Source organism: Actinoplanes octamycinicus (assembly GCF_014205225.1).
GTDB lineage: Bacteria > Actinomycetota > Actinomycetes > Mycobacteriales > Micromonosporaceae > Actinoplanes > Actinoplanes octamycinicus.
This window is the reverse complement of record NZ_JACHNB010000001.1, coordinates 5,411,661-5,426,917: the sequence shown is the minus strand read 5'-3', so window position 1 is coordinate 5,426,917 and position 15,257 is coordinate 5,411,661. Positions and strand designations below refer to the sequence as shown.

The 15,257-nt window shown below is 73.8% G+C and carries 13 protein-coding genes; 6 read left to right on the top strand and 7 right to left on the bottom strand.

Annotated features, from left to right (window positions below):
* Positions 1–23: 23 nt before the first annotated feature.
* On the bottom strand, positions 24–2,957 hold the full coding sequence (locus BJY16_RS23735; protein ID WP_185041781.1) for a CHAT domain-containing protein: 2,934 nt from the start codon (positions 2,955–2,957) through the stop codon (positions 24–26).
* Positions 2,957–4,690, bottom strand: a complete 1,734-nt coding sequence (locus BJY16_RS23730) for a Xaa-Pro dipeptidyl-peptidase (protein ID WP_185041780.1) — start codon at positions 4,688–4,690, stop codon at positions 2,957–2,959. The genes BJY16_RS23735 and BJY16_RS23730 overlap by 1 nt, the downstream gene beginning before the upstream one ends.
* Positions 4,691–4,778: 88 nt before the next feature.
* On the opposite strand from BJY16_RS23730, the gene BJY16_RS23725 reads away from it, so the two are divergent.
* Entirely contained in the window at positions 4,779–6,512 is a 1,734-nt protein-coding gene (locus BJY16_RS23725) for a metallophosphoesterase family protein (protein ID WP_239176794.1), read from the top strand.
* Between the two features lie 76 nt (positions 6,513–6,588).
* Here the strand turns inward: BJY16_RS23725 and BJY16_RS23720 are convergent, their stop codons facing one another.
* The gene (locus BJY16_RS23720) at positions 6,589–6,918 is read right to left on the bottom strand and encodes an STAS domain-containing protein (RefSeq protein WP_185041778.1); all 330 of its coding nucleotides are present in this window, start codon (positions 6,916–6,918) and stop codon (positions 6,589–6,591) included.
* A gap of 175 nt (positions 6,919–7,093) precedes the next feature.
* Here BJY16_RS23720 and BJY16_RS23715 point away from each other — a divergent pair, with 175 nt between their 5' ends.
* Positions 7,094–8,023, top strand: a complete 930-nt coding sequence (locus tag BJY16_RS23715; protein WP_185041777.1) for a patatin-like phospholipase family protein — start codon at positions 7,094–7,096, stop codon at positions 8,021–8,023.
* Positions 8,024–8,039: 16 nt separating this feature from the next.
* On the top strand, positions 8,040–9,803 hold the full coding sequence (locus tag BJY16_RS23710; protein WP_185041776.1) for a thiamine pyrophosphate-dependent enzyme: 1,764 nt from the start codon (positions 8,040–8,042) through the stop codon (positions 9,801–9,803).
* Here BJY16_RS23710 and BJY16_RS23705 read toward each other — a convergent pair.
* Complete coding sequence (locus BJY16_RS23705; protein ID WP_185041775.1) at positions 9,772–10,458, bottom strand: NUDIX domain-containing protein; 687 nt, start codon at positions 10,456–10,458, stop codon at positions 9,772–9,774. The genes BJY16_RS23710 and BJY16_RS23705 overlap by 32 nt on opposite strands.
* Before the next feature lie 57 nt (positions 10,459–10,515).
* Between BJY16_RS23705 and BJY16_RS23700 the strand changes: the two genes are divergently transcribed.
* A complete protein-coding gene (locus BJY16_RS23700; protein ID WP_185041774.1) occupies positions 10,516–11,271 on the top strand; it encodes a DeoR/GlpR family DNA-binding transcription regulator in 756 nt (251 codons plus the stop codon).
* A gap of 135 nt (positions 11,272–11,406) precedes the next feature.
* Positions 11,407–11,622: a hypothetical protein gene (locus BJY16_RS23695; RefSeq protein ID WP_185041773.1), complete on the top strand. Its 216-nt coding sequence runs from the start codon at positions 11,407–11,409 to the stop codon at positions 11,620–11,622.
* Position 11,623: 1 nt separating this feature from the next.
* Here BJY16_RS23695 and BJY16_RS23690 read toward each other — a convergent pair whose 3' ends face one another.
* Entirely contained in the window at positions 11,624–12,460 is an 837-nt protein-coding gene (locus BJY16_RS23690) for a PfkB family carbohydrate kinase (protein WP_185041772.1), read from the bottom strand.
* Between the two features lie 105 nt (positions 12,461–12,565).
* Between BJY16_RS23690 and BJY16_RS23685 the strand changes: the two genes are divergently transcribed.
* Positions 12,566–13,138: a Dps family protein gene (locus tag BJY16_RS23685; protein WP_185041771.1), complete on the top strand. Its 573-nt coding sequence runs from the start codon at positions 12,566–12,568 to the stop codon at positions 13,136–13,138.
* 130 nt (positions 13,139–13,268) lie between these two features.
* Here the strand turns inward: BJY16_RS23685 and BJY16_RS23680 are convergent, their stop codons facing one another.
* On the bottom strand, positions 13,269–14,132 hold the full coding sequence (locus BJY16_RS23680; RefSeq protein WP_185041770.1) for an SDR family oxidoreductase: 864 nt from the start codon (positions 14,130–14,132) through the stop codon (positions 13,269–13,271).
* Between the two features lie 437 nt (positions 14,133–14,569).
* Positions 14,570–14,956, bottom strand: coding sequence for a cupin domain-containing protein (locus tag BJY16_RS23675; protein WP_185041769.1), 387 nt, complete (start codon positions 14,954–14,956; stop codon positions 14,570–14,572).
* Positions 14,957–15,257: the final 301 nt, after the last annotated feature.

Here is a 15,257-nt window from a genome sequence, read left to right as displayed (position 1 = left end):
CTGAGGTTATCCGGGCCGGCTGGTCAGACGCCGAGCAGGTAGAAGGCGGCCCAGTAGGCGGGGTGCCGGTACCGCGGCTGGGTGCTCAGCCACCGCTGGGCGCGGTGCAGCGCGAGCGGCACGTCGTCCGGTTCGCCGGCCGCGATCATCCGGGCAAGTTCCCGGTACATCCGGTCGATCAGCTTCGCGGTGGCCCGGTCGTGCACCGGCCAGAGGGTGGCCAGGACCGCGGCCGAGCCGGCGGCCAGCAGGGTGACCGGCAGCCCGATCATGTCGTCGGAGAGCCGGACCAGGTCGGCGTGCCCGGTCTGGCACGCGCTCAGGGTGACCAGCCGGGCTCGCAGCCGGGGCATGGCGCGCAGGTCGTCGAGGGTGAGGTCGCCGCCGCTGAGCAGCAGGCGCATCGCCTCGTAGCCCATCGGGTCGTTGTAGCCGTGGCAGGAGAGGTGCAGCAGCCAGGCGTCCGGGGCCAGCCGGATCAGCTCGTCCCGGGTCGCCTCGGCCCCGCCGCGGACCACCACCCGGTCGCCGAACTCGGCGTGGATCCGCTCGGCCTCGGCGCGGGCCCCGCGCAGCGGCGGGACGTCGTCGCGCGCCGGGTCGGCGAAGACCACCACCCGCCCGGTGTGCCGGCCGCTCGCGGCCGCGTCGATCCGGCGGCGGCTCAGCACCGCGGCGGCCGCCGACGGCACCACCGAGATGACCGGCGCGTCCCGCAGCCGGGCGGCCGGCCACGGCATCAGCGCCATCGGGCCGCACGGGACGAGCAGCAGCCGGTCCGGGGCGGCGGCGTCGACGACCGGCTGGAGCAGCCGGCCGAGCGGCTCGGCGAGCCGCTCGACGGCCGCGTGCACCGGCTCCCCGGCGGCCTGCGCGGTGATCAGGCCGCGTTCCGGTTCCCCGACGTCGAGCAGCAGGTCGATGAAGGTCGCCGAGGTCAGCTCCGAGTCGTGGGCCTCGGCGACAACCTGGCCGGTCTCGTCGCGGCGGACCAGCAGGACCGCCGAGCCGCCCGGGGTGGTGACCACGTAGGTGAGCGGGCAGTCCGGGGTGGCGGCCTGGCCGATGTCCGCCAGCGTGGGCTGCTGCCAGGTGAGCAGGCTCAGCCCGGCGGCCAGGTCGCCGCCGATCGCCTCGAAGGCCCGCAGCCGGGTCCGTTCCAGCAGCTCCACCGCGCCGGTCGGGTCGCCCGCCCGGACCCGGGCGAACGCGGCGCCGCGAGCCAGCCGGGGCGCGGCGGCCAGCATGTCGAGCCGGACGCCCCGGTCCGGCGAGGCGTCCAGCACCGCCTCCTGGACGGCGAGGCAGTGGTCGTAGGCCCGGCACGCCTCCGGCCACTGGTCCAGTTCGGCGTGCAGCGTGGCCAGTTGCTCGGCGGTGGACAGCGCCTCGTCCGGCGCCCAGCGCGGATCGATCCGGCCGAGTGCGGTGGCGAGCGGCTCGACCAGCTCCGGCGTGCGTCCGTGCCGCTCCTCGGCGACACGGACGCTGATCTGGGCGAACTGTGCCAGCTGCAGCGGGTTCCCGGGCTGCTCGGCGAGCGCGGCGGCCTCCGCCAGCAGGGCGTCGCGGTCGGCGCCGCCGGCCCGCGCCCGGTCGACCAGGGCCCGGCCGAGGTGGATCCGGGCCTCCACGGCGTTCTCCGTCTCGCCCGCCGCGGCGAAGATGTCCGCGGCCGCTCGCTGCACCCGCGCGGCCTGGGCCGGGTCGTCGTCGCCCAGCATCCGCCGGGTCTGCGCCAGGTTCGCCGCGGTGTACGCCCAGCCGAGCGGGTCACGCTCCGGCGTCCGCAACGGCAGCGCCTCCTCGAGCAACGTCACGCCCTGCCGCAACGTCTCCTCCCGCGCCGCGTCGCGCCGGAAGGTCGCCAGCCGGAGCAGCACCACCGCGTGGTTGGTCAGCGCCATCGCCAGGGCGGCGGGGTCACCGGCCGCCCGCTGGCCGCGCACCACCTCGTCCTGCAGCGCCGCCGCCCGGCGCAGGTCGGTCTCGGTCGGGATGTCGGTCCGGCCGATCGCGTGGGCCAGACTCGACGCGACCGCGGCAGACAGCTCGGCGTCGTCCAGCGTGGCCGCCAGCTGATGGCTCCGCTCCAGCAGCGCCGCCGCGCGCGCGTGGTCGTCCCGGGTCCGGTCCGGGCGCAGCAGCAGGGTGTTGCCGACCCGCAGCAGGTGCCGGGCGAGTTCATCGGTGTCGCCGGCGATCCCGAACAGGTGCTGGGTCCGCTCGGCGAGCGCGTCCCACTCGTCCACCGGGGCGTCCGGGTGCGCGGTCAGCCACTCCACGTGGTCCAGGGCGGCGTCCCGGATGGCTTCCCGGGCGGCCGTCGAGTCGTCGAGGTATCGCTGGTGTGCCGTGGCGACGTCGGCGCCGCCGGCCAGCTCGGCGAGCAGCCGGGTGATCGCCTGGCCGAGCGCGTCGCCCTCCGGCGGGATGAGCGCGACCCACTCGGCGCCCACCTCGGCGGCGAGCGGCGTCCGCAGCTCCGGGCAGTCGGCTACGGCCCGCCCGGCGTCGTGCGCGGTCGGCGAGCCGAGCAGCCGCTCCAGCCCCGCCATGATCCGGTTGCGCCGCGCCCGGGCGGCCGTCTCCGGATGGTCCCGTGCCGCCTCGACGATCGGCCGGCCCGCCGCCGGACCGGCCGGCCACGGCACCGGCAGCAGCGGGGTGATCGCCTCCGGCGGCAGGAAGTCGCGCAGCGGGCCGAGGTCGTCGATGCCCGGCGGCAGCACGGCGAGGGTGTGCCGCACCTCGTCGTCCGAGCCCTCCAGCACCACGGCCGGCAGCGCCGGGACGCGGCTCCCGCCGCACTGCGGGCAGACCACCTCCAGCACCGCCCGCAGTTGCTGCCACGAGTCGTCCGCGGACACCCGGGTGACCAGCGACCACGCGGCCCGCTGCCGGTGCCCGCACCGGTGGCACTCGAACGGGAGGTCAATCGGCCGGATCGTCTCCATCAGCCATGGGTACCGGCCAGGCGCAACTCCAGTTTCGACAGGTGGAGGCGGACGGTGACCACGGTGCCGGCCGGATAGCGCAGCGTGTGGGCCCGGTCCGTCGAGATCAGCACCACCCCGATCCGGTGGCCGGCCGCGAACACGTGGTCGGTGGTCTGCAGTTTCCACCGGAACGTGTACTCCCGCCCGGCCACGATCGGGGTGGTCACCGCCGGCGACAGGCGGTTCCGGGTGTCCAGCCAGCCGCGGGTGACGATCTCGAACGGGGTGGTCGCGGTGACGTACTCGCGCCGGTTGAAGCAGCCCGGGTCGCCCTCGATGCCGGGGCCCACGCAGTCCTGCTCGGGCAGCGTCCGCAGCCCGGCGTACCGCTCGGCGGCGCCGTAGTCGACGAGCAGCGCGGTCAGGTACGGCGAGGCACCGCTCAGCGCGGCCCGTACGGTGATCTCCGGTGTCCCGGTCAGCCGGGTCTCCTCGGTCAGGGCCGGGAACTGGTAGACCAGCCCGCCCCCGTCCGCGACGATCTCCTCCGCGGTCCGCGCCGGGTCGTCGACGAACGACTGGGTGCCGCTGCCCGGCAGCCGCAGGGCCGACGAGCCGGGCAGCGGCCAGGTCCGGGAGGTCTCCCACTGGTTCGGCGCGACCTCCACGTCGGCTATCGGCTCCCGCATGATCCCGGTGTCGATCCGCTGGAGCCAGTAGTCGAACCAGCGTCCCAGCGTCGCCAGCCACACGTCGCGCCGGACGTGGAACGGGTCGGTGTGCGCCGCCTGGTGCAGCCAGATCTTGCGGGGTACGTGCCGCCGGCTCAGCGCGTCCCACCACTGCCCGGCCTGCCCGGTCCGCACGTTCAGGTCGTGCAGCCCGTGCACCAGGAACACGCTGGCCTTCACCTTGCCCACGTCGCGCAGGTAGTCGCGTTCCGCCCAGAACCGGCTGTAGTCGCCGGTCTCCCGGTCCTGCGCCTTCTCGATGGCGTCGATGACCGGGGCGCAGACCTCCGGGTTCTGCCGGGTCAGCACGGCCCGGGCCAGCACGTCCAGGTCCTCGCCCGGGAAGCCGCCGGGCGCCACCACCCCGCCGTTGGCCCGGTAGTAGTCGTACCAGCTGGAGATCCCGGCGATCGGCACGATGGTCTCCAGGCCCTCGACGCCGGTGGCGGCGACCGCGTTCGGCAGGGTCCCGTTGTAGGAGACGCCGATCATGCCGGTCCGCCCGGTGGTCCAGCCGGCCCGGACCGGGTTGCCGGCCGCGTCCACCGCGGACGCCCGCCCGTTCAGCCAGTCGACGACCGCCTTCATGCCGAGCGTCTCGTTGCGCCCGCCGGAGGTCGGGCAGCCGTCCGAGCCGCCGGTGCCCAGGCTGTCCGCGAAGACCACCGCGTAGCCGCGCGGCACGAAGTAGTTGTCCAGGTAGCCGGCGAACGAGATCGACGCCGCCAGGCTGGTGATCCCGCTCCGGTCGACGTCGTCGTGGTTCGGCACGTCGTTCAGGCCGGCGTAGTACGGACTGGCCTGGAAGATCACCGGGACCTTGGTGCTGGTCGCCGGGCGGATGATCCGCACCGCGACCCGGTCCGGCCGCCCGTCGGCGTCGCTGTCGACACCGGTCCGCACCCAGACCTCCTCCCGGACGGCCGTCGCGTAGTCGTACGTCGGCCGGGCCTCCGATGCCGCCGCGGGCGCCGGCGCCAGGAGCATGGCAATCGCCACGATCGATGCAGCAAGTCGCATCGCCACACCGTATCGTCACCCATCGATTAATGGGAGGTCCTCACGTTCTGGTAGTTGTGTCGCAGCACTCAGGGGAGGAACCGGAACCATGACCCACGGGCCCGAGCAGGCCATGCCCAACCCGACACGCCGGCCACGCGACGTCACCCCCGCCGAGCTCGGCTTCACCCCGGCCCAGCCGGTCGCCTGGCTGTCCCCGGTCCAGCTGGCCGGCACCGGTCTGCGCGTCGCGCTCGCCTCGATCCAGGGCGGTTACCTGGACAAGCGGGAGCTGCAGGCGGCCTTCCCGGACGACGTGCACCGCGAGGTCGGCCCGGACGGCGACTGCTGGATCGACTTCGTGGCCGACCTCGGCGACGGGTTCGACGCCACCTACTCGGTCGCCTACCTGCTGGCCCAGGAGACCCTCACGGTCGGCGAACGGGAGCTGCCCCGCGGGCAGGCGCTGGTGCTCGGCGGCGACGAGGTCTACCCGACGCCGAGCGCCGAACGGTACGAGAACCAGCTGGTCGGGCCGTACCGCGCGGCGCTGCCGGCCACCCCGCCCGGCGCCGGCGACGGCCCGGCCATGTACGCGCTGCCCGGCAACCACGACTGGTACGACGGCCTGACCGCCTTCCTCCGCCTGTTCACCGGCACCCGCCGCACCGGCATCGGCGGCTGGCGGCTGCCGCAGCACCGCTCCTACTTCGCCGTCGAGCTGCCCGGCGACTGGTGGCTGCTGGCGCTGGACGACCAGGACTCCACCTACATCGACGACCCGCAGCTGGCCTACTTCAGCCGGGTCGCCGCCCGGTTCGGGCCGCGGTCCAAGGTGATCGTCGCGACCGCCAGCCCGACCTGGGTGCAGGGCGACGACGTGCCGCAGGTCTACGCCTCGCTGGACTACTTCGTCCGCGCGGTGCTGGAGCCGACCGGCGCGCAGATCCGGCTGATGGTCTCCGGCGACTGGCACCACTACGCCCGCTACAGCAACGAGAACCGGGACCTGATCACCTGCGGTGGCGGGGGCGCCTACCTCTACCCCACCCACCAGCTGCCGGAGACCATCGAGGTGCCGCCGGCCGACCTGCCGTCGCCGTCCGAGCGGGAGAAGTACCAGCTGCGCTCGCGCTTCCCCGGCAAGCGCCTCTCCCAGGCCTACGCGGCCAGCATCGTCGCCGGCCTGCCCAAGGACAACCCGAGCTTCATCGCGATGGTCGGCGCGGTGCACGTCGCGCTGATGCTCGCCACCAGCGGCGTGATCACCAGCGGGTTCGGCAGCCCGCTGCAGAAGTTCTCGCTGGTCCCGCTGGTCATCCTGGTCGCCATGGTGATGTCCGGCTGCTACGCCTTCGCGCACCTGAGCGACTCGGTGCAGGGCCATCTCCGCCGCCGCGTGCTGGGCCTGCTGCACGGCGCCGCCCACCTCGGGCTGGCCGCGCTCGGCACCTGGCTCTGGTGGGAGCTGCCACCGCACGCCTGGCCGTGGCCGTGGTCGCTGCTCGCCGCGCTGGGCCTCTACGGCGTCGCGGCCGGCCTGGCCGCCACCGAGCTGACCGCGGTCTACCTGCTGATCGCCGCCCGCTTCGACGTGAACCTCAACGAACTCTTCTCCGCCCAGGGGATCATCGACTCGAAGTCGTTCCTGCGGATGCACATCACCGCGGACGGCACGCTGACCATCTATCCGATCGGCGTGCGCCGCGCGGCACGCAGGTGGACCGCGAACCCGGACGGCGCCGCGCACGAGCCGTGGCTCACCCCGGCCGGCCGGCTGCGCCCGCATCTGATCGAGGAGCCGATCGTCCTCACGGCAGACCTGCCACTTCCGGCCCGCTGACCCGCGCGCCCGCTCAGACCCGATTCCGGTACGCGGCAGGCACGGCGCTCACCGCGTACCGGACCTGGTCCTGCTCCTAATCGATCAGATCGGTCAGGCCGACGACGGTGAGCACGCGCTGCACGATGCCGGCCGGGCCGGTCAGGCGGAAGGTGACGCCGGCGTCCTCGGCGGCGTGATAGCCGGCGATCAGCGCGCTGATCGCCTCCGAGTCGATGAAGTTCACCCGGGCCAGGTCCACCACGATCCGGTCGGCGCCGCCCTCCCCGACCACGCGGCGCAGCGCCTCGCGCAGCTCACCGCCGGTACCGAGGTCCAGGGAGCCGGCCAGCCGGACCCGGATGGTGGTCTGGCCGTCCGGTGCGGCCTCGACCGGGCCCGGCACGATCGCGAAGTAGTCGGTCACGCTAATCGCCTACCAGGAAGCGTCTGACCGATCCACTGGCGGGTCCGGCCGGCCCGTGCGTGCCGGCCTGTGGAGAAGCGACGAATCGGACGGCCGGGCCCGGCCGGGATCCGCGGAATTCAGCCGTTCGTGTGCCGCCGCCCGGCGTCCCCGGCCCGGTGGTTAGCATCGGCCCATGTCCCGGACGAGGCGGGTCGCGCTGGCCCTGGGATCCGGCGGCGCCCGCGGATACGCGCACATCGGCGCCGTGCAGGTGCTGGCCGAGCGCGGGTTCGAGGTCGCCGCGGTGGCCGGCTCGTCGATGGGCGCGCTGGTCGGCGGGGTCCTCGCAGCCGGGCGGCTGACCGAGTTCGCCGACTGGGCGTCCGGGCTCAAACAGCGCGACGTGCTCCGGCTGATCGACCCGAAATGGGCCTCGCCCGGTGCGATGGCCGCCGACCGGCTGGTCAACCGGCTCAACGACTTCCTCACCGACGTGGAGATCCAGGACCTGCCGATCCCGTACACCGCGGTGGCCACCGACATCGCCGCGCGCCGCGAGGTCTGGTTCCAGAAGGGTCCGCTGCGCTCCGCGGTCCGCGCCTCGATCGCCATCCCCGGCGTGATCACCCCAGTGGTGATCAACGGCCGGTTGCTGGCCGACGGCGGGATGCTCAACCCGGTGCCGATCGAGCCGACCGCGGCGGCCGGCGCCGACCTCACCATCGCGGTGTCGCTGCAGGCCCCGCGCCCGCCGTCGGAACCGGCCGCGCCGGTCCGGGCCACCGCCGAGTCGCACTGGCTGGAGGACTGGGCGGTCCGGCTGCGGCAGGTCTTCCGCCGGCCGGCCACCGACGCCCCGGCCGAGACGGTCGCCGACGTGGTGACCGAGGCGATCGCCGACGTGCTCCCCGCCGACCTGCGGATCGCCGACGTGCTGTCGCTCTCGCTGGACGCCATGCAGGACCTGATCGCCCGGTACCGGATGGCCGGGCTGCCGCCGGACATCCAGATCGCCATCCCGGTCAGCGCCTGCCGGGTGATGGACTTCCACCGCGCGGCCGAGATGATCGACGTCGGTCGTGAGCTGACCGCCAAGGCGCTCGACGATTGGGCCGCCGGATAGCGGGTACGCCCCGCGTGTGGCAGAGCTGACTGCGGAAGTCCTGATCGAACGACTGGCCGCCTGGGGCGTCGACACCGTGTTCGGGCTGCCCGGCGACGGCATCAACGGGATCATGGAGGGGCTGCGGCGGCACGCCGACCAGGTCCGGTTCGTGCTGGTGCACCACGAGGAGGCGGCCGCCTTCATGGCCACCGCCTACGCCAAGGCGACCGGGAAGATCGGGGTCTGCCTGGCCACCTCCGGCCCGGGCGGCATCCACCTGGCCAACGGGCTCTACGACGCCAAGCTGGACCACGCCCCGGTGCTGGCCATCACCGGGCTGCAGGAGAGCAGCGTGCTCGGCACCGCGTACCAGCAGGAGGTGGCGCTGGACCGGCTGTTCGAGGACGTCACCGAGTACAACCAGGTGGTGATGAACCCGGCGCAGGTGCCGGCCCTGGTCGACATCGCGATCCGGACCGCCTACGCCCGCCGCGGCGTCGCCCACCTCACCTTCCCGAACGACGTGCAGATCGCCCCGGCCCACCAGGACCCCTACCAGACGGTCGCCCCGGTGCGGCCGCCGGCCACCGCCCCGGTCCAGCTCACCCCGGTGGTCCGCCCGCACGACGACGACCTGCGCCGGGCCGCCGACATCCTGAACGCCGGGGAGAAGGTCGCGATCCTCGCCGGGATCGGGGCCCGCGGGGCCGGGCCGCTGGTCGAGGAGACCGCGGCCCGGCTCGGCGCGCCGATCGTCAAGTCGCTGCTCGGCAAGATGGTCGTCCCGGACGACTCGCCCTACGTGATCGGCGGCCTCGGCCTGCTCGGCACCGGGCCCAGCGAGGAACTGATGGAGGAGGCCGACACGCTGCTGATGCTCGGGACGAACTTCCCCTACACCAAGTTCCTCCCGGAACCCGGCAAGGCCAAGGTGGTCCAGGTCGAGCTGGAGCCGACCCGGGCCGGCACCCGGATCCCCACCGACCTGCCCCTGATCGGTGATGTAGCCGGCACGCTGCGGGCGCTGCTGCCGATGCTGGACCGCAAGGACGGCGGCCACCTGCGCGCCTACCGGGAGAAGTTCGCCGACTGGCAGCACGCGATGGCCGCGCTGGAGTCACCCGACCGGGACCCGATCGCGCCGCAGTACCTGGCCCACCAGCTGGACGTGCTGGCCGCCGACGACGCGGTGCTGTGCTGCGACTCCGGCACCGTGGCGACCTGGGCGGCCCGGCACTGGCAGATCCGCGGGACCCGCGAGTTCTACCTGTCCGGGACGCTGGCCACGATGGCGCCCGGCCTGCCCTACGCGCTCGCCGTCCAGCACGCCCACCCCGGCCGGCAGGTGATCGCCTACGTCGGCGACGGCGGGTTCGCCATGCTGATGGCCGAGTTCCACACCGCGGTCCGCTACCGGCTGCCGGTCAAGGTCGTGATCAACAACAACAACTCGCTCGGGCAGATCCTCTGGGAGCAGATGGTGCTCGGCTTCCCCGAGCACGGGGTCCGCTTCGGCGAGCCGTTGCCGGATTACGCCGGGTGGGCCGCCGGTTGCGGCGGTTTCGGGGTACGCGTCGACAAGCCGGACCAGGTGCCCGCGGCGCTCCGGGAGGCCCTGGCCCACGACGGTCCCGCCCTGGTCGACGTCGCGGTCAACCCGGACGAGCCGCCGCTGCCCGGGAAGGTCACCTACGACCAGGCGAAGAAGTTCGCCACCTCGTTCCTGATGGGTCAGCCGAACAAGGCGTCGATCGCCACCACCCTGGTCAAGGACAAGATCCAGCAGCTTCGCGACTGAACGGCCCGCGGAGCGCCGCCCACTGCAGCAGCAGGATCGTCTTCGCGTCGGCGATCTCCCCGCTCGCCACCTGCGCCAGCGCGGTCTCGAACGGCAGCTCCACGGCCGCGATGTCCTCGCCGTCGCCGGCCAGGCCGCCGCCCGGCCCGACCCGGGACGCCGCGGTGTACGGCGCCGCGAAGCAGTGCACCCGCTCGGTCACCGAGCCCGGGCTGGTCCACACCGCGAAGACCGGCTCCAGCTCGCCGATCAGCACGCCCAGCTCCTCGCTCGCCTCGCGCCGGATCGCCGCCGCCGGGTCGTCGCCGTCCAGCAGCCCCGCCGCGGCCTCCACGAACATCCCGTCCGGGTGCCCGTTCACGTAGACCGGATAGCGGAACTGCCGGGTGAGCAGCACGGTCCGCCGGTCCGCGTCGTAGAGCAGCACGGTCGCGCCGTCCCCGCGGTCGTAGGTCTCCCGCTGCTCCCGGCTCCAGCTGCCGTCCCGCCGCCGGTAGTCGAAGGTGGTCCGGCGCAGCACGTGCCAGCCCGCGGCGAGCAGCTCCACGTCCCGCACCCGCACGTCCGGGTTGCCGCTCAGCTCCCGCCCCACCCGGTCCAGGCCGGTCCGGCCCCGGGCGTCCGGCACGTCGATGCCCTCGATCGGTTTCGTCATGGCCGCACCGTACACTCGGAAACGCGCAACAGTCGACAACAATGAGGAGAAACACGGATGCTGGCCGCCGAGCGTCGTGACGTGCTGCTGTCCCGCCTGCACACCGCCGGCAAGGTGGTGGCCAAGGAGATCGCCGCCGAGCTCGGGGTCACCGAGGACATGATCCGGCGGGACCTTCGCGAGCTCGCCGCCGCCGGGCTCTGCCAGCGGGTCTACGGGGGCGCGCTGCCGGTCTCCCCCGCGGTCGCCGACTACGCCACCCGGACCACGGTGGCCACCTCCAGCAAGGAGCGGGTGGCCGCCGCGGCCGCCGCGCTGATCCGGCCGGGCAGCACCGTGCTGCTCGACGGCGGCACCACCGCGCTCGCGGTCACCGCCGCGCTCCCCGCCGACCTGGCCGCGACCGTCGTCACGCACAGCCCCACGGTGGCCGCCGCGCTGGTCGCGCACCCCACCGTGGACGTCTACGTGCTGGGCGGCCGGCTCTTCAAGCACTCCGCGGTCACCTGCGGCGCGGCCACCGCCGAGGCGGCCCGGGCGATCACCGCCGACCTGTTCCTGCTCGGCGTGACCGGCGTGCACGAGGAGGCCGGGCTGACCACCGGCGACCCGGACGAGGCGGCTCTGAAGCGCACCCTGGCCGGCCGGGCCGCCGAGACCTATGTGCTGGCCAGCAGCGAGAAGATCGGGACGGCGTCACCGTTCACCGTGCTCGCCCCCGCCGAGGTTACCGGGATCGTCACCGACGCCGATCCCGCGCATCCCGCGCTGCGCGCGCTCCGGGCGGCCGACGTGACCGTGGTGGAAGCCTGAGGCGGCTCCGGGCGATCCGGGCGATCCGGGGGGCGGGTTTCCGGGCGGGGGCGGTTTCCGGACGGTGCGGTTTCCGGGCGGCCCGGCGGGGAATTCGAAAGGGCAGAACCCCCCGATCGCAAGGAGGCACCGGCAATGGCCCGCAAGGAACACGACGTGAACCGCAGCGCCCGCTCGGGTCGCTTCGTCAAGCAGACCACCGCCGAGCGAGAACCGAAGACCACGTCCACCGAGCACGTCGGCAAGGGGCACGGCGACCGGGAGGTGCACCGCAGCACCAGCACCGGCCGCTTCGTCAAGAAGACCACCGCCGAGCTGCACCCCTCGACCACCGAGACGCAGCACGTCTGAGTCACCAAGGTCGTAGCGCGGGCCGGCCCCCGGGCCGGCCCACTGACTGCCCCGTCGCCGCCACCGCCCGGCGCGCCGCCGACTCCGGCGACTCGCCGCGCACCAGCGCCACCGCCAGCGCCGCGGTGAAGGCGTCCCCGGCCCCGGTGGTGTCCACCACCGGCCCGTCCGGGTGCGGCAGGAAGACCCCACCGCCCGCCCAGAAGAACCGGTTCCCGCCGTCCACCCCGAGCGCCACCAGCCGGGGCCCGAGCGTCAGCAGGTCGTCCGGCAGCAACCCCGCCTCGTGCTCGTCGGCGCGCACCACGTCGGCCAGCGACGCCATCTCGGCGTCGGCCACCCCGTCGACCACGACCAGGGCCCCCGCCTCCCGGCCGCGCCGGGCCGCCTCCCGGGTCGCGGCCGCCGGCTGCTGCAACTGGACCAGCACCGCCGCGGCGCTCTTCAGCACCGGTTCGGCAGCCTCCACATCGGCCCGGGTGAGCCGCACCGGATCCGGCAGATCCTCCAGGTAGCGCCACCGCCCACCGGCCTCCAGCACCTCCACGATCAGCCCGCTGAGCGTGCCCGGCCGGCGGACCACGTGCCGGATGTCGATGCCGTCGGCGGCCGCCTGGGCCAGCAGATGGTCGCCGATCACGTCGTCGCCGGCCACCGCCACCAGGCTCACCGGCAGGCCCAGCTGCGCGACCGCGACGGCCTGATTGGCGCCCTTCCCGCCCAGCGTCTCCCGCCGGTCGGTGACCTGCGCCGACGTACCGGCCGCGGGCAGCTCCCGGACCCGCACCACGACGTCCCGCGCCAGCTGACCGACCACCACGACTCCGCGCTCACCCATCGGCGCCGCGTACCCGCTGTGACGCGGACCAACCTCGCTGCGGTTTTGTCCCGCGCGGGCCGGGGCACTTCTCTCGTGAACCCTGGTGAAGGAGTGAAGACAGCGATGGCCGCACGCAAGACCCAGCCCACTACCAGCCCGAGCTACACCGTTCCCGGGATCAAGCCGGACGTCGCCGGTGACGTCATCGCGGTGCTGCAGGACCGCCTCAATGCCCTGAACGACCTGGCGCTGACCCTGAAGCACGTGCACTGGAACGTCGTCGGCCCGCACTTCATCGCGGTGCACCAGATGCTCGACCCGCAGGTCGACGCGGTCCGCGAGATGGTCGACGACCTGGCCGAGCGGATCGCCACGCTGGGCGGCTCGCCGGTCGGCACGCCGGGCGCGCTCGTCGCGCAGCGGTCCTGGGACGACTACTCGATCGGCCGGGCGGACACCAACTCGCACCTGGCCGCGCTCGACGTGGTCTACAGCGGAGTGATCGAGTCGCACCGGGCCGCGATCGAGAAGACCGGCGAGGCCGACCCGGTCACCGAGGACCTGCTGATCGCCCAGGCCGGGCAGCTGGAGCAGTACCACTGGTTCGTCCGCGCCCACCTGGAGTCGGCGGACGGGACGCTCGCCACGGCCGGCGTCAAGGACGAGAAGACCGCCGCTCGGCGCGGCAAGCGCTGATTTCCGCTACGGCAACAGGCCGCCGGTTCTTCCGGCGGCCTGTTTCGTGTACGCCCGCAGCTCCCGCTCGTGCGCGCGGCCCTCACCTGTTCCGCGCGGCCGTCGGCTTCCCGTGGCCCTTCGCGTGCCTTCAGAGGATCGGCTTGCCGCCGGTCACCGGGATGATCGCCCCGGAGATGTAGCTGCCCTCGTCGGAGGCGAGCAGCACGTAGGCCGGCGCCACCTCCTTCGGCTCCCCGGCCCGCCCCAGCGGCGTGTTCTTGCCGAACTCGGCGACCTGGTCGGGCGGCATCGTCGACGGGATCAGCGGCGTCCAGATCGGCCCGGGCGCCACCGCGTTCACCCGGATCCCCCGGTCGCCGAGCATCTGCGCCAGCCCCGCGGTGAAGTTCGCGATCGCCCCCTTCGTGGTGGCGTAGGGCAGCAGCGTCGGCTTCGGCATGTCGTAGTTCACCGAGCTGGTGTTGATGATCGAGGCGCCCGCCTCCAGATGCGGCAGCGCGGCCTTCACCAGGCGGAACATCGCGGCGATGTTCGTGTCGAAGGTGTGCTGCCACTCCTCGTCGGTGATCTCCTCGACGGTCTCGTGGGTCATCTGGTAAGCGGCGTTGTTCACCAGCACGTCGATCCCGCCGAGGTCCCGCACCGCCTGCTCGACGATCTTCTTGCTCTGCGCCGGGTCGGTCAGGTCGCCGGGCGCCAGCGCCACCTTCCGCCCGGCCGCCTCGACCAGCGCCGCCGTCTCCCGCGCGTCGTCCTGCTCCTCGGGCAGATAGGAGATCAGCACGTCGGCGCCCTCCCGGGCGAACGCGAGCGCGACGGCCCGCCCGATCCCACTGTCCCCGCCGGTGATCACCGCTTTCTTCCCGGTCATCCGCCCGGATCCGCGGTAGCTCTCCTCGCCATGATCCGGCTTACGGTCCATCCGTGTGGTGTGACCGGGCGGCCGCTGCTGCCGCTCGTCGGCCTGCCGGTCTTCTTTGGTCGCAGTCATGCCCGCGGCATTCCCCGCCCCTCCGCCACGAAACACCCCGGATCCCCCCGCTGCCGCTTCCCATGCCCGCAGCGCCACACCTACTTCCCGGCACGCCGCCTTCCGCCACCCCCGCGGCATCACACCAACCCCACCCCGGCCTCGCCGGCACCTCTTCCCCGCCTCGCCGGCACCGCTTCCCCAGCCGCAGCCGTCCGGCTGATGCCCACAGTGCGCCACCGCCTCCCCACGCCGGAGCCCACCAGCGGATGCCCACAAGGCACCGCCTCTCCACGCCGCAGCCCACCAGCGGAGGCCCACAGTGCGGCACCGCCTCCCGACGCCGCAGCCCACCAGCTGAGGCCCACGGTGCGGCACCCCCTGCCCGCAGCCGCACTGCCGACCACCCGGCGCCCATCCTCGGGACGCGGGCCCACCGGTCACCGCCGGAGGTGGGCTCAGCGACCGGCCGGGTCGCCCCACTCCGTTTCGCCGGTGGCGGTGACGGCCAGGTGCACGAAGAAGCTGTCGTCAGCGGCGCCGTGCCAGTGCGGCACCCCCGGCTCCACGTGCACCCAGTCGCCGGGCTGCAGTTCGCGGGGCTCGTCCAGGCCCTCCCACTGGATCAGCCCGCGACCGGACACCGCGATGAGCGCCTGCTCCCCGGTGTGCACGTGCCAGTGCGACCGGCCACCCGGCGCATAGGCGAACCGATGCCCCCGCAGCCCGTCCTCCCGCTGCCGGGTGAGCATCTCGGCCTGCCACACCGCTCCGTCGAACTTGTCCGCCGACGCCGCCGGCGAAGCCACCGATCCTTCCGGAACGACCTTGAAATACCGACTCATCCCCTCATGATGCCGCGCCACCGGCCCACCGAACCCCGCCGCGCCACCGGCCCGACGAACCCCGCCGCACCACCCGCCCGACGAACCCCCGCCGCACCACTCCCCCAACGAACCGCGCCGCACCACCCGCCCGACGAACCGCGCCGCACCACCCGCCCGACGAACCGCGCCACACCACCCGCCCGACGAACCGCGCCACACCACCGACCCGCCGAACCTCGCCGCCACGCCAACCACGCGCCTCCCTCGGCAAGCCACGGCGGGGACGGCCGGCGACGGCAGGGCGCGCGGCCGCGTACCG

What these genes read in the sequence shown, in the direction of transcription:
- BJY16_RS23735 (WP_185041781.1), bottom strand. Translation starts at nt 2,957, where the DNA reads ATGGAGACGATCCGGCCGATTGACCTCCCGTTCGAGTGCCACCGGTGC.
- BJY16_RS23730 (WP_185041780.1), bottom strand. Translation starts at nt 4,690, where the DNA reads ATGCGACTTGCTGCATCGATCGTGGCGATTGCCATGCTCCTGGCGCCG.
- BJY16_RS23725 (WP_239176794.1), top strand. Translation starts at nt 4,779, where the DNA reads ATGACCCACGGGCCCGAGCAGGCCATGCCCAACCCGACACGCCGGCCA.
- BJY16_RS23715 (WP_185041777.1), top strand. Translation starts at nt 7,094, where the DNA reads ATGTCCCGGACGAGGCGGGTCGCGCTGGCCCTGGGATCCGGCGGCGCC.
- BJY16_RS23705 (WP_185041775.1), bottom strand. Translation starts at nt 10,458, where the DNA reads ATGACGAAACCGATCGAGGGCATCGACGTGCCGGACGCCCGGGGCCGG.
- BJY16_RS23700 (WP_185041774.1), top strand. Translation starts at nt 10,516, where the DNA reads ATGCTGGCCGCCGAGCGTCGTGACGTGCTGCTGTCCCGCCTGCACACC.
- BJY16_RS23695 (WP_185041773.1), top strand. Translation starts at nt 11,407, where the DNA reads ATGGCCCGCAAGGAACACGACGTGAACCGCAGCGCCCGCTCGGGTCGC.
- BJY16_RS23690 (WP_185041772.1), bottom strand. Translation starts at nt 12,460, where the DNA reads ATGGGTGAGCGCGGAGTCGTGGTGGTCGGTCAGCTGGCGCGGGACGTC.
- BJY16_RS23685 (WP_185041771.1), top strand. Translation starts at nt 12,566, where the DNA reads ATGGCCGCACGCAAGACCCAGCCCACTACCAGCCCGAGCTACACCGTT.
- BJY16_RS23680 (WP_185041770.1), bottom strand. Translation starts at nt 14,132, where the DNA reads ATGACTGCGACCAAAGAAGACCGGCAGGCCGACGAGCGGCAGCAGCGG.
- BJY16_RS23675 (WP_185041769.1), bottom strand. Translation starts at nt 14,956, where the DNA reads ATGAGTCGGTATTTCAAGGTCGTTCCGGAAGGATCGGTGGCTTCGCCG.